This window comes from uncultured Campylobacter sp., assembly GCF_938017775.1.
Lineage (GTDB): Bacteria > Campylobacterota > Campylobacteria > Campylobacterales > Campylobacteraceae > Campylobacter_B.
The window spans coordinates 20,370-34,316 of sequence record NZ_CALIIU010000023.1 but is presented as its reverse complement, the minus strand read 5'-3'; the positions used below and the strand labels follow the sequence as shown (position 1 = coordinate 34,316).

At 47.8% G+C, this 13,947-nt stretch carries 15 protein-coding genes; 8 read left to right on the top strand and 7 right to left on the bottom strand.

What is annotated here, in order from left to right:
• Both Q0537_RS04390 and Q0537_RS04385 read right to left on the bottom strand, forming a co-directional pair.
• Positions 1-227: GTP-binding protein (locus Q0537_RS04390; protein WP_299225420.1), on the bottom strand; the 227-nt coding region annotated here is incomplete at its 3' end.
• A gap of 28 nt (positions 228-255) precedes the next feature.
• Entirely contained in the window at positions 256-1,068 is an 813-nt protein-coding gene (locus Q0537_RS04385) for an MIP/aquaporin family protein (protein WP_299225418.1), read from the bottom strand.
• A 172-nt stretch (positions 1,069-1,240) separates the two neighbouring features.
• On the opposite strand from Q0537_RS04385, the gene Q0537_RS04380 reads away from it, so the two are divergent.
• From Q0537_RS04380 to Q0537_RS04350, 7 genes are all read left to right on the top strand, one after another.
• Complete coding sequence (locus Q0537_RS04380; protein ID WP_299225416.1) at positions 1,241-2,512, top strand: aminotransferase class I/II-fold pyridoxal phosphate-dependent enzyme; 1,272 nt, start codon at positions 1,241-1,243, stop codon at positions 2,510-2,512.
• Positions 2,512-2,925, top strand: a complete 414-nt coding sequence (locus Q0537_RS04375; protein ID WP_177387438.1) for an Rrf2 family transcriptional regulator — start codon at positions 2,512-2,514, stop codon at positions 2,923-2,925. The genes Q0537_RS04380 and Q0537_RS04375 overlap by 1 nt, the downstream gene beginning before the upstream one ends.
• A gap of 9 nt (positions 2,926-2,934) precedes the next feature.
• Positions 2,935-3,849 carry a cysteine synthase A gene (gene cysK / locus Q0537_RS04370; protein ID WP_299225414.1) on the top strand — a complete coding sequence of 305 codons (915 nt, stop codon included), beginning with the start codon at positions 2,935-2,937 and terminating at the stop codon, positions 3,847-3,849.
• Between the two features lie 699 nt (positions 3,850-4,548).
• Positions 4,549-5,751: a replication-associated recombination protein A gene (locus Q0537_RS04365; RefSeq protein WP_299225412.1), complete on the top strand. Its 1,203-nt coding sequence runs from the start codon at positions 4,549-4,551 to the stop codon at positions 5,749-5,751.
• Complete coding sequence (locus Q0537_RS04360; protein WP_299225410.1) at positions 5,748-6,104, top strand: MmcQ/YjbR family DNA-binding protein; 357 nt, start codon at positions 5,748-5,750, stop codon at positions 6,102-6,104. Before Q0537_RS04365 ends, Q0537_RS04360 begins: the two co-directional genes overlap by 4 nt.
• Before the next feature lie 116 nt (positions 6,105-6,220).
• The gene (locus Q0537_RS04355; protein WP_299225408.1) at positions 6,221-7,213 is read left to right on the top strand and encodes a hypothetical protein; all 993 of its coding nucleotides are present in this window, start codon (positions 6,221-6,223) and stop codon (positions 7,211-7,213) included.
• Between the two features lie 62 nt (positions 7,214-7,275).
• Positions 7,276-7,473 carry a hypothetical protein gene (locus tag Q0537_RS04350; protein ID WP_299225406.1) on the top strand — a complete coding sequence of 66 codons (198 nt, stop codon included), beginning with the start codon at positions 7,276-7,278 and terminating at the stop codon, positions 7,471-7,473.
• Here Q0537_RS04350 and Q0537_RS04345 read toward each other — a convergent pair.
• The 5 genes from Q0537_RS04345 to lolA all read right to left on the bottom strand — a co-directional run bounded on the left by Q0537_RS04345 (position 7,460) and on the right by lolA (position 10,843).
• Positions 7,460-8,224: a hypothetical protein gene (locus tag Q0537_RS04345; protein WP_299225404.1), complete on the bottom strand. Its 765-nt coding sequence runs from the start codon at positions 8,222-8,224 to the stop codon at positions 7,460-7,462. The genes Q0537_RS04350 and Q0537_RS04345 overlap by 14 nt on opposite strands.
• 95 nt (positions 8,225-8,319) lie before the next feature.
• Complete coding sequence (gene hemC / locus Q0537_RS04340; protein ID WP_299225402.1) at positions 8,320-9,249, bottom strand: hydroxymethylbilane synthase; 930 nt, start codon at positions 9,247-9,249, stop codon at positions 8,320-8,322.
• Entirely contained in the window at positions 9,246-9,698 is a 453-nt protein-coding gene (locus Q0537_RS04335; RefSeq protein WP_299225400.1) for an FxsA family protein, read from the bottom strand. The genes hemC and Q0537_RS04335 overlap by 4 nt, the downstream gene beginning before the upstream one ends.
• 65 nt (positions 9,699-9,763) lie before the next feature.
• Entirely contained in the window at positions 9,764-10,324 is a 561-nt protein-coding gene (locus tag Q0537_RS04330) for a low molecular weight protein-tyrosine-phosphatase (RefSeq protein ID WP_299225399.1), read from the bottom strand.
• Positions 10,325-10,330: 6 nt separating this feature from the next.
• Complete coding sequence (gene lolA, locus Q0537_RS04325) at positions 10,331-10,843, bottom strand: LolA-like outer membrane lipoprotein chaperone (RefSeq protein WP_299225397.1); 513 nt, start codon at positions 10,841-10,843, stop codon at positions 10,331-10,333.
• Between the two features lie 120 nt (positions 10,844-10,963).
• Between lolA and secA the strand changes: the two genes are divergently transcribed.
• A complete protein-coding gene (gene secA, locus Q0537_RS04320) occupies positions 10,964-13,582 on the top strand; it encodes a preprotein translocase subunit SecA (RefSeq protein WP_299225395.1) in 2,619 nt (872 codons plus the stop codon).
• The last annotated feature ends 365 nt before the right edge of the window (positions 13,583-13,947 follow it).

Genomic DNA, 13,947 nt, shown 5'->3' with positions numbered 1-13,947 from the left:
GCAAAACCGTTAAAGTTACAGCAGAAACAACTTCCACTTACTTCTTCAACGATATCATTGTTAGTTTCTAAAAATGAAGTATCAACTAATTCACTTGCTTGGTCGTTTGTAATTAATCCTACTTTACGCCCTTTTTCATTTAAACGCTTCGCAACTTCCCATAGAAGACTAGTCTTCCCTGCTCCTAAAAATCCACCTACTAAAATTAAATCTGTTTTGTTTGTCATAATTCTTTTCTCCTCTAACTTTATTATATTATTTATTTAATTCATTTTGTCTTTTTAATGCTGGTTCTAGCACTTTAGTAAATAAATATCCAGCTAATACTCCACCAACTATTGGTCCAAGTATATAAACCCAGAAGAAGCCACCGCTAGCATCTGGAAATGCTGCTGATTTCCAACCAAAGGCCCATGCTACTAAACGAGGTGCGAAATCACGCGTTGGGTTCATACCAGCTTGAGTAATTGGTGCTAGTAAACACAATAATGATCCAACAGTTAAACCTATTTGTACAGGAGCCATATTATCGTTTGGTCTTCCTACATTAGCACCTTCTGTGAATAAGAATATAATTAAAACTAATAAAAACGTTCCTAGTGCTTCTGCAGTAAATGCCACTGGCATAGAAATGTTATACCCACCCGGTTGATTATAATACTCTCCAAACATTTTTGCTGTGGCAACTGATTCAAATGTTCCACGTACTATGTTCTTTTTGGCCTCAAACTGCGCTATCGATGAACTATAAATTCCATACATTACTAATGAACCTAGTAAGGCTCCGATAAATTGTCCTGCAATATACGTTGGTAATCTTCTAGCACTCATTCTCCCAGTAAGGACCATAGCTACTGATACCGCTGGATTAAAATGTGCATTACTTAAATTTCTAGTCATATATATACCAAAAGTTACCGCAAATGCCCATAACATACCAATTTGGAACAAACTCTGATGTGCATCATATAATACCGCTGCTGCCACAGAGCCTGTTCCAAAAAGAACTAATATAAATGAACCAATAACTTCCCCCAAGAAGTCATTTTTTAATGAATATTTCTCCATGAATATCCCCCTAATTTATTTCTATAAACATATTATATCAAAATTAAAACTATATTTTAATAACATTTTTTTAGAAAATCCTGTATTATAGGCATTTTAAAATCATATAAAAATACTTGACTTTATTTTAAAATTTCGCTATTATTCGCCAAATTTTTTACAAAGGACGAAAATGCAAAAAGAAACCCTCGCAACTCATTTTGGTTACGACTCCGTCGCCGGCTACGGCACGATGGCTGTTCCCATTTATCAAAGCACCGCGTTTAACTTCGGTTCTAGCAAAAAGGCCGCCGATCGTTTCGCGCTGCGTGATCTAGGACCTATTTATGGGCGTTTGACAAATCCTACTACTGATGTTTTTGAGGCGCGACTTGCGGCGCTGGAAGACGGCAAAGCCGCAATCGCGGTCTCTAGTGGGCAGGCGGCGATATTTTTTGCGGTGGCAAATTTAGCCGCGGCGGGCGAAAATATCATCATCGCCGAGAAAATTTACGGCGGCGCAACTACGCTTTTAGCGCACACGATCAAGCGTTTCGGCATCGAAGCTAGGGTTTTTGACTCCGAAACGGCAGATAATTTGGAAGGTTTAATCGACGATAAGACTAGAGCGATCTTTTTTGAGACGCTTTCAAATCCTCAAATTTCGGTTGCAAATACCGCTAAAATCGCTACAATCGCAAATAAGCACGGCGTAGTAACGATTGCGGATAACACGATCCCAAGTCCTGCGCTTTACAATCCGCTTGATGACGGCGCCGATGTCGTAATCCACAGCGCTAGCAAATACATAAGCGGGCAAGGTCTTAGCATCGCAGGTGCGATCGTTTCGGGCAAAGGATTAAATTCCAAACTCAAAGGCAATCCGCGTTACGCACATTTCAACGAGCCCGACGAGAGCTATCACGGCTTAGTTTATGCGGATTTAGTAGATAATTTCGACATTTACACGCTTAGGATTCGCTTGTCCCTGCTTCGCGATATTGGTGCGACGCTATCGCCGTTTAACGCGTTTCAGCTCATCCAGGGACTTGAAACACTGCCGCTTCGGATGCAAAAACACTCGCAAAACGCGCTAAAAATAGCAGAATTTTTGCAAAATCATCCGAAAGTAAAGCAGGTCAATTATCCGGGGCTTGCAAGCTCGCCATTTAATGCCGCGATTAAAGCGAAATTTAAAAACGGCTATGCAAGCAGTCTGATGAGTTTCATCGTAGATAGCGAAGAAACAGCGCTAAAAGCGGTTAGTAAGGTTAAAATTTTCTCCGTCGTAGCAAATATCGGCGATACGAAGTCGATCATCACTCATCCTGCGAGCACGACGCATTCGCAGCTAAACGAGGAGCAGCTAAACCGCGCTGGCGTGCCTGCGAGTCTAATCCGCTTAAGCGTGGGTATAGAGGACGCGAATGATTTAATTTCTGATCTTAGTGAGGCACTGAAATAATGGCACTTTTAAGCACAAAGGGCGTTTATGGGCTGGCTGCAATTTTGCAGATCGCCAAAGCTAGCGAAGTAGCGCCGATAAGTATAAAAGAGATCGCCGAGCGTACGGGAGTTTCTAAGAATTATTTGGAGCAAATTCTAAATACCCTTAGAAACGAAAAGCTAGTGTGTAGTATCAAAGGCAAAAACGGCGGCTATCACCTAGCCAGAGATGCTAGCGAGATTACTTTCGGTGAAATTTTTACCGCGCTTGAAAAGGATCTGCGGATGACTAGCATTCAGATGAGTGATCCCGGACTGCGGGCGTTTTTTGAGAAATTCGACGTCAAGCTAGCAGAGATATTTAACGAGCCTCTAAGCAGCTACGAGGAGATGATGGCGCGAAGCGTCCAGTATTTAAATTTCAGCATTTAAAGGAAAAATATGAAAATAGCAAACGATGTTACGGAGCTCATCGGCAATACTCCGTTAGTTAGAATCAATACGTTTGGCAAAAATGCCCTCATCCTAGCCAAGGCAGAATTTTTAAACCCAAGCCACTCGGTCAAGGATCGCATCGCGTGGCAGATCGTAAAAGACGCGCTAAGCTCAGGCAAAATCGATAAAAATAGCGTTTTGATAGAGCCTACCAGCGGAAACACGGGCGTGGGGCTTGCGATGATCGCGGCAAAGCTCGGTATGAAGCTCATTCTAACGATGCCAAGCTCGATGAGTATCGAGCGCCAAAAGCTCATCGCGGCATTCGGCGCCAAAATCGAGCTGACTGATCCGAAATTTGGAATGAAAGGCGCCGTGGATAGGGCAAATGAGCTGGCTGCGAGCACTCCAAATAGCTTCATCCCGAGCCAGTTTGATAACCCGAGCAATCCAAAGGCACATTTTCAAAGCACTGGACCTGAGATTTGGGAGCAAAGCGGCGGCAAGGTAGATATTTTAGTCGCGGGATTTGGCACCGGCGGCACGCTCAGCGGTACGGCGAAATTTTTAAAATCTAAAAATCCAAACCTAAAAGCCTACGGTGTGGAGCCCGCTAGCTCGCCACTTCTTACGTGCGGCAGTGCGGGCGGCCATAAAATCCAGGGCATCGGCGCAAATTTTATCCCTGATAATCTTGATAGAAGCGTCATTGACGGCTTTTTGAGCGTCGAAAACGACGATGCGTTCGCCGCGGCTAGACAGCTGGCGCAAAAAGAGGGCTTGCTCGTGGGTATCTCAAGCGGCGCGAACGTTTATGCTGCCGCACAGATCGCCGCCAAGGCTGAAAACAGGGGCAAAGTGGTCGTTACGATCCTCTGCGATACCGGCGAGAGGTACCTTTCTACCGAGCTTTTCAAATAGGCGGCGGTTTTGCGTGGGTGCGGCGTTAGCGCGGTAATTTTACGCATTTTACGCGGGCGCGCAGCTTCTCGAGATTAAATTTTACGCTGGCGCCGGAATTGGCGCGATGAGTTTTGCGCGATCGCGCGGGTTATTGCGACGATTGCCCGACTATATTTTACATTTTTCGCGTTACGTAGGCGCGAGAATTAATACATTTCTGCGGGGGCGAGGCGATAGTTGCGATGGTTGCGCGATGATTTTATGCAAGCATCGCGATTTTTAGCTTTGCTGATTTTGCGTTTATTGATTTGCTAATTTAGCGGCCATCGCCCGTCGCGAGATAAAATTTAGCCCCAAAATAGGGCTAGATTTTAAAATTTCATCTTGCACGCCAAGCTAATTGCGGGCGCGCTATGTATGACGGCGCGACCGCGCAACGCAGGGCATTAAATTTAAAGCCGCCTAGTCCGCCAAATCTGCGCGATCTGTACTCAGCAAAATTTTATATCGCTAACTCACGCGCGCGGCATAAAATTTTTAAAATCCTGTCTAAAATTTTAAAGCTCCTGCGCGCCGCAAATTTCAAGCCCGCGCTGTGCATAAATTCTAAACTCCGCTGTAAATAAAATTTCAAAATTCCGCCCTTTAAATTTAGCCGAATTTCAAAATTTAATCATAAAAACGCTATCATCGGGGCAAAATTTTTAAGGTTGCAAAATGAGTTTGAGCTTGAAATTTCGCCCCAAAAGCTTAGAGCAGATCGTGGGGCAGGGCAAGATCGTAGCGGTTTTTAAAAAATTCGTCGCCGCAGGCAGCATCCCGCACAGTATATTTTTCGGCGCCGCAGGCAGCGGCAAAACGACGATGGCGCGCGTGATCGCAAGCGAGCTGAACTACGATTTTTACGAGCTTGACGCCACGAGCCTGAAGGTCGAGGATATCCGCAAAATTCTATCCTCGCACGCCGGCTCGCTCATCAAGCCGCTCATTTTCATCGACGAGATCCACCGCCTCAGCAAGACGCAGCAGGAGGTGCTGCTCATCCCGATGGAGAACTACGCCGCGATCATCATCGGCGCGACGACGGAAAATCCGCAGTTCGTGCTAAGCAGCGGCATCCGCTCGCGCTCGATGATCTTTGAGTTTGAGCCGCTTAGCTACGAGGATTTGGAGGCGCTTTTAGCGCGGGTGCAGGGCGAGATCGGTTTTGAGATGGACGAGGAGGCGAAAAAATACCTGCTAAACTCCAGTAGCGGCGATGCAAGGAGTATGTTAAATTTGCTGGAATTTGCGCTTTTGGCAGACAGCGCCATTACGCTGGATACGCTTCGCACGCTGCGTGCAAATGCCGTGGCTGCGGGCGTTAGCAGCGACGACGTGCATTATGAGCTGGCAAGCGCGATGATAAAAAGCCTGCGCGGCAGCGACGCCGATGCCGCGCTGTATTACGTCGCGAGGCTGATAGATGCGGGCGAGAGCGCGGATTTTATCGCGCGCAGGATGGTGATCCTAGCCAGCGAGGACATCGGCAATGCCAATCCAAACGCCCTAAATATCGCCGCCAGCACGCTAACTGCCGTCAGCAAGATCGGCTACCCCGAGGCTCGCATTATCTTGGGGCAATGCGCGATCTATCTGGCGCACAGCCCCAAATCAAACGCCGCGTATTTGGGCATCAACGCCGCTTTGAAGTTCGTTCGCTCCGCTGCGCCGCTGCCTACGCCGCGCTATCTCATCAACTCGGACAAGCAGATCGCAGACTACAAATACCCGCACGACTTCGGCGGCTGGGTCGAGCAGGCCTATATGAGCGAGGCGGCGAAATTTTACGAAAGCAAGGGGATCGGCTTTGAAAAGACGCTGGATGAGTGGCTGGCGCGATTGCGCAGGGAAAAGATCGATATCAAGGAACGAGAATGAACTTCAGCAGCGTCCTAAAACTAATGAAGCAGCGCTACGACGCGGATGGCGAGTATCTATGGGATGAATATCCGAATTTCGCGGTTTTTCGTCACGCAGGAGGGAAGCGCAAGTGGTTTGCGCTTTTGATGCGCGGGCTTGCAAACGAAAAGCTTGATCGCGCACTTCCTGGCTCAAGCGATGTGATAAATTTAAAGATAAAGCCTGATTTGGCGGCAATTTTGCGTGACGGAAAAGGAATTTTTGCAGCCTATCATATGAATAAAAAGCACTGGATCAGCGTCTGCCTTGATGCGGTGCCACGCGAACAGATTGAGGATCTAATCGAGCAGAGCAGGGAGCTTACGAGGTAGAATTTGCGCCTGGGCTCGGTTTAAATTTGCGTGCGAAAGAGGCTAAATTTGAACCGAGAGCGCAAATTTTAACGGCTCACAGAGCTTAAATTTAAAAATATTCGCAAGGAGCGCGGATGAATGAGCAAAATTTGAAATATATCGCAAATTTAAAAGTGCAGGATGTGCCGTGGAGTAGGCTCACGACCGCTTACGGCAGGGCGAGCGAGTTTCCCAAAATTTTTGAGAAACTCGTGCGGGCAATCGAAGCTTGTGATGCGGCGCGCAGTTCGGGCGGTGAGCAAAATTTAGACAGAGTGTTAAATTCAACAACCGAGTCCAGCGCAGGGCAAAATTTAAAAAGCAAGCCCGGTTGCTGGCAAAATTCTATGGATGCAGCAAGATGCGGCGCGGCGCAAAATTCCATAAATTTAGCGCAAACGAGCGAGTCCAAATTTCAAAAGGCGGATAACGAGGCTGCGAAATTTAAAGCGGGCGGAGAGACGGAGCTTAAAACAGACGCGGCGAAGTGCGGCGAGGCGGAATTTAAGAGTGCCGATAGCGCGGCGATAAAATTTAAAGCGAGTGCGGCGAGTAAATTTAAAACGAGCGCGGCGAATAAGAGCTCGGATGCGAGCGAGCGGGAAGAATTTGATATTAAAGCCGCCCAGGGTGCGCTTAGCAAAATTTTTAACGAGATAGAACATCAAAGCTCGTTTTGGCACGCAACCCCTTTTGCGCTGCTGTTTTTGGCGCGTATCTTTATGCAAGCACGCGCTGCGGCGGGCAAAAAGAGAAACATTGCGGCGGGCAGAAACAGCGAAAACGAAAACTGCGAAAACGAAGCGGCAGGCATTATCGCGGCTCGGCTCGGCGGATTTTTTGCGTTTATGCTTGAGATTTGCGATGACGCCGATAAGATCTCGCACGCAGCGCCGCTGGCGAGCTTTTCGGATATGCTTGCGGAAAAATATCTGTGGCCGCAGAGCGATGAGGACGACGAGGAGCGCTGGGAGGAGTACTTTTACGACGATAAGCTATTTTACAGCCTCTATTTTTATTCGCGGGCGGTTTTGGACGCGACGGGAGTGGACTTTGCGCAGTTTAAGTCCAAGCCGGATGGCATTTAAGGCTACGCCGCCTCGCTCATTGGCTCTAAATTTAGGGCGACGGGGCGCGCTTTGGCGATATTTTGTTTAAATTTAGACTTCAAAATTTTAAAATTTCGCCCAAAAGTCGCGGCAGACGGAATTTGCAGATCGTCCATTTAAATTTAAAATTCGCTCGATTTTTGATCGACGGTATGGTTAAGGCTTTGGTATCGCTTTTAAATTTAGATAGCCGCGAAGCTTTAAATCCGCTTGCGGCGCGGCTTTTTATGTGGTTTTAAAAAGATACCACTTCGGCGCAATTTTTTCTATCATTATAAACTCGCTAGGGCTCATTTGCGGCAGGTCAGCTTCATCTTGCACCCGCAAAAAGCCCACGGAGTTATCGGTAATCCCGCCGATAAGTAGCATAAATCTTTTGCCCTCCGTCTCGGCGTGAGAGAGATGCAGGCTTTTGATCTCCGCCTTTGCGCGCTCGGACTCGCCGCCGGCGTAAAGCTCGTAAATTTTTTCAAATGCCGATAAGTTTTGTTTTCCAAACTCCATAAGCTCTTTATCGGGCGCTAAGATTAGCTTTAAATTTACGATATCCGCATCGGTTCTTTGCTCAAACTCCCGTTTTTGCGCCTCGTTAAATTTTTCATATTCGCTTACGATAGCCTCAATAATGGCGGTTTGCGCCAAAACTCGCACGGCGTAGATTCCGTCCTCCTTAGTATAGACGTAAAGATCGAAGTGCTTCTCTTTAGAGCCCAAAAATACGTGAAAAATCTCGCTAAATTCGTCGCTGCGTCCAAGCGGAGCAACCGTGATTTCGCTATAATTATCTGCCGCGTAGAATTTGCGCTTTAAATAGCTTCTCATCTCGCCTTTGAAATAAAGATTTTTATCGAAGTTTGCGTCGCTAAACAGCGAGCGGACAAGCTCCTCATTGGGGCTCGCGTTTAGGTTTAACGCACAGCTTGCGCAAAGTATGAGCGAGGCAAAAATTTTTGAAAATCCCGCTGTTTTAAAAAATCTGAATAAGCTCAAAATTTAACCTTTTGAAATTTTATAAATTTAAAAAGTCCATAAATTCTAGAAATTTCAAAATTTTGCAAATTTTAAAACTACGTAAATTTCGCCTTTTATAGGCTCGCCATCTCTTCAGCGCGCGCGAGAAGTTGCTTTGCGCCTTTTTCGATAAAAACGCGCGCGAGCTCCGCGCCTACGCTTCGGTATTGAGATTTTTGCGCGACGATGCTTTGACGGATACTCTCGCTGCCGTCGGGCAGGCCAACTATCGCGCTGATGTGGATATTTTCGCCGTCAAGGCGCGCGTTGATGCCGATCGGCACTTGGCAGCCGCCCTCCAAAACCCTAATGAAATCTCGCTCCACGGTCGTTTCGATGATAGCGCGCTCGTCTTTTAAAAATTCTATCGCGCGCAGGATTTGCGGCTCGTCCACCGCCTCGATGCCTAGCGCTCCTTGTCCCATCGCGGGGATCATCTGCGAGACTTCAAAGGGCGCTACGTGTCTCACTTCGGCGCGTAAATTTAGGCGGTTGATGCCCGCCATCGCCAAGATAATCGCATCGAATTCATCGTCCTTTAGCCTTCGCAAGCGGGTTTGGACATTGCCACGCAAGGAGATAACCTCTAAATCGGGGCGTATGCTAAGCAGCTGCATTTTGCGGCGAAGGCTCGTGGTACCGACTTTTGCGCCGCGGGGTAGCTCGTTAAATTTAGCGTATTTTTCGCTAATCATTGCATCGCGCACATCCTCGCGCGCGCAGATTGCAGCTAGCACGAGCCCCTGCGGAAACTCCACGGGCACGTCCTTTAGACTATGCACGGCGATGTGAGCTTCGCCGCGAAGCATGCTCTCCTCAAGCTCCTTTGTAAAAAGCCCCTTGCCGCCGATCTTTGCAAGCGGCGTGTCTAAAATTTTATCGCCTTTGGTTTTCATGCTTTTCAGCTGCGCTTGGATGCCACGGGCATTAAGTAGCGATGCGATGTGCTCGCTCTGCCACAGCGCAAGCACGCTGCCGCGTGTAGCGATGATCAAATTTTTCATTTTTCCTCTCCTATGCTTTTTCGAATCTCGATTTCGTTCTCTTCGATCACCTCTACGTCGATTACATCGTCACTTGTGCGGCTGCGTCGCCAAAATTTTCGCTCTTTTTTTTCGGAATTTTCGCTGCTAGCGTTAAATTTAGGCACGTCGCTGGTGACGCAGTAAAATGACGCGGTGATTATGCAAACGCCTAAAATATCGCCGAAAATGCCCGGTGCAATGAGAAAAACGCCGCCTACGACGAAGCCTACACCGCTTAAAATTTCTTTCGGCGAGATTTTCATTAGATTAAAAAAGCCCATCCACGAGCGGTTTGCTACGACGTATCCGCCTAAAATCGCGCTTATGACGATCTCCACCGCATACGCCGCAAAGCCGTTTGCGCTTACGAAATAATAGGTCGTAAATGCCTCAATTATCAGATATGGAACGATCAAAAGCCTAAACATATTTTTCCTTGAATTATCGCTTTAAGCCGCGCCTTTTTAAAGACGCTAAAATTTAATCGCGGATTTTAGCAAATTCCGTCTGAATTTTTAATGTATCGCAAGAGCCCCTCGCAGCCGCGCTTGATATCTGCGTAGCAGCGCTCAAAATCGCGCGTGTAGTAGGGATCGGCGATTTGTAGGCATTCGGAGGCGGTTAAATTTAAACCACCGCTCTTTAAATTTAAGTCGGTTTGCTTTGCCGAGCCTTTGAAATTTGATGCATCGCAGTCTATAAAATTTTTCCCTGCAAATTCCAAAAGAAATTTTACCTTAGCCATATCCTTGCCGCGAAAAATTCGCCCCAGCGAGCGCATATTTTCATCGTCCATGCAAAGTATGAGATCGTAGCGCTCGTAGTCTGCGGGCGTGACCTGCACGGCGCGATGCGCTACGAGCGGTACCTTTTGCTCTTTTAGCACGCGCTGCGTCTCGTAATAGGGCGGCGAGCCGATTTCGTCGGTGTGCGTCGCCGCAGAATCCACGCTCACGTGCGCACTTAGACCGCTTTGATTAATGAAATTTTGCACCACGGACTGCGCCATCGGCGAGCGGCAGATGTTGCCGTGACAGACGAAAAGTAGCCTCACGCGCGCCTACTGCGTGATGATGTCGTAGTTTTTCGGAATTGCGGGCTTGAAGATCGCCTCGTTTACCGGCGTGTTTTTGCGGACGTTGCTTAGATTTATGACGACCTTATTGTCCATTTTATCGGTGTAGCTGATCTTGCTCGGCAGATCACCTTTTAGCTCGATTAGATATTTCACATCGTCGAAGCTCGCCTCATAAACGCCGTTTTTATTGGGCTTTGCGTTCGCTAAAATCGCCGTTAAATTTGGCGTTTCTTTGATATTCGTGACGATGGCCTGCTCGAGTTCGGGCTCGATAACCACGACCTTTGTGAAGCTAAAAAATATATTTTTTATCGTAGGGGTCTTGTAATGCCACACGGCGTTCTCTTTTGTGGCGCTAAAATCGCCGCCGTAGCTGATTTTTGCATCGTCGCTCTGCACGGTTTGCGAAAAATTTGCGCTCAGCGTGTTAAATTCTATCCCGCCCGCAAACGTAAAAACACAGCTCGCCGCTAAAGAAATAAGAGTTTTTTTCATAAATTTTGCCTTTATTTTTGAAAATTTGCGCGTATTATAGCCGTTTTTCTAGGATTTAATTAAATAGAAACTAAAAATATGTTAATATGCGCGGTTAAAATTTTAAAACTAAGGTTTGAGATGTTTAAAAAGGTCATCCACGGGATTTTTGGTACTAAAAACGATAGGATCGTCAAACAATACGCCAAGCGCGCAGCGCAGATCAGTGCGCTTGAAGAAAACTACGCGTCGATGGACGATGCGGCGCTTAAGGCGGAATTTGAAGCGTTAAGAGCGCAAGTTCGCGCGGGCGAAAAGAGCACGGATGACGTGCTTAACGAAGTATTTGCTATCGTGCGAGAGGCGGGCAAAAGAGTGCTAAATATGCGCCACTTCGACGTTCAGCTAATAGGCGGTTTGGTGCTAAACGACGGCGCGATTGCCGAGATGAAAACGGGCGAAGGAAAGACCCTCGTAGCGACCTTGGCAGTAGTGCTAAATGCGATGGAGGGCAAGGGCGTTCACGTCGTGACCGTAAACGACTACCTAGCTAAGCGCGATGCCGCGCAGATGGGCGAGCTATATGAATTTTTAGGGCTTAGTACCGGTGTGATCGTAGGCGGAGAATACGACGACGCCAAGCGCAAGGCCGCATACGCGTGCGACATCACTTATGGCACAAACAACGAGTTTGGCTTTGACTACCTGCGCGATAATATGAAATTTAGCGCGGATGAAAAGGTGCAACGCGGGCATCATTTCGTAATCGTCGATGAAGTTGATAGTATTTTAATCGACGAAGCACGAACGCCGCTAATCATTTCAGGTCCTACGAACCGCACCCTGGACGGCTATATCAAAGCCGACGAAGTAGCTCGCCAAATGATCCGCGGCGAGGCGCCAGCCGATCCAAAAGGCAAAGCTACGGGTGATTTTACCGTAGATGAGAAAAATCGCGCCGTTTTGATTACCGAAGCGGGAATTTCAAAAGCCGAGAAGCTTTTTGGCGTAGATAACCTCTACAGTCTCGAAAATGCCGTGCTTAGCCACTACCTTGATCAAGCACTTAAGGCGAATTATCTATTTGAAAAGGATGTACACTACGTCGTGCGCGATGGGCAGGTCATAATCGTGGATGAATTTACGGGTCGTCTTAGCGAGGGCCGCAGATTCAGCGAAGGCTTGCATCAGGCGCTTGAGGCAAAAGAGGGCGTGCAAATCCAGGAGGAGAGCCAAACTCTTGCCGACATTACCTTTCAAAACTACTTCCGTCTTTACGAAAAACTCGCCGGTATGACGGGCACGGCGCAGACGGAGGCAACGGAATTTGCTCAAATTTACAAACTCGAAGTGGTCTCGATCCCTACAAACGTGCCGGTCATCAGAAAAGATCAAAATGATCTTATCTACAAAACTGAGCGCGAAAAATTTGATGCCGTCATTGGTGAGATCAAGCGGCTAAATTCCAAAGGCCAGCCCGTGCTCGTGGGCACGGCGTCGATCGAAAAGAGCGAGAAGTTGCATGAGCTTTTGGTCAAAGAAAACATCGCACACTCCGTGCTAAACGCCAAAAATCACGAGCGCGAGGCACAGATCATCAAAGACGCTGGCGTAAAGGGCGCAGTTACGATCGCTACGAATATGGCGGGACGCGGCGTGGATATCCGCATAGACGATGAAGTGCGCGCTTTGGGCGGGCTATATATTTTAGGTACCGAGCGCCACGAAAGTCGCCGCATCGATAATCAGCTCCGCGGACGAAGCGGACGTCAGGGTGATCCGGGCGAGAGTAGATTTTTCTTAAGCTTGGAAGATAATCTGCTTAGAATTTTTGGCAGCGACAAGATTAAAAATATCATGGATCGCTTGGGTTTGAAAGACGGCGAACATATCGAGTCACGCATGGTTTCGCGCGCAGTAGAGAACGCGCAGAAAAAGGTCGAGAGCTTGCATTTTGAAGCGCGTAAAAATATCTTAGAATACGACGACGTCGCAAACGAGCAACGCAAGACGATCTATAAATATCGCAATGAGCTTTTGGACCCCGACTACGATCTGAAAGATAAAATCATCCAAAACCGCGAAGAGTACATCTCTAGCGTGCTTGAAGAGCTTGAAATTTTCGACGGCGCAAATATCAAAGAGGTCGATAAATTTCCGATCGTCGCTAAAATCGCTCAAGAAACGGGCGAGGTGCTCGAAAATAGCGAGCTTGAGAAGGTCGATGATTTCAAAGAGCTGAAAGAAAAGATCATCGGCGCGCTTGCCGTTTCGTATGAAAACAAGATGGCGCCGATCGATCCGCAGCAGCGCAAAAGTATCGAAAAGATGCTTTATTTACAGATCGTCGATCGCGACTGGCGGGAGCATCTGTATCAGATGGATATCCTAAAGGCGGGTATCGGACTTCGCGGCTACAACCACAAAGACCCGCTTACGGAGTATAAAAAGGAGAGCTACAACCTTTTTATGGAGCTTGTAATGCGCCTCAAATCCGACAGCATCCGCTTGCTGCATTCGATCCAGTTCAAATCACAGGAGGAGATCGAAGCCGAGCAGCGCGCGATGCAGGAGCGCATGGAGAGCTCAAACGCCAAAGAGCTTGCCGCCGCAAGCACGAATGAGGCGCAGCTAAAGGCCTCCGATGAGTTCGGCGACAAAAAGCCTAAGCGAAACGATCCTTGCCCTTGCGGCAGCGGCAAAAAATACAAAGACTGCCACGGCAAGGGCGGTCCGAAAAAAGGCGGCTTTGCGAGGTAGGCGCGGCAATCGGTCGTAAGTATCGTGCGATCAGTGATCTCGATTGCGAGTATTACGCGACCGGCGCTTTTTGATCTTGCTTTTGTATTTAGCGGATCGGTCGAGGGCGAGAGCGTCATAAAATTTTAAAGGGGCTCGATCGCTAGGCGGCGTGGATAGAAATTTTAAAAGAGCTTGATTGTGAGGCCGCGCGGACGGTGAGCAAAGCTGCGCGATGGGGAGGAACTTTGGTTTTGAAATTTTAAAATTTCAAAGCGCACTTGGTGCCTTTGACTACTTGTTTTCGCAGCGCCGTTACGGTGCGCCGTGCGGCAAAACGCGAACGGCGCACGGTGCTTAAATTTAGTGCGCGGCTAAGATACAGC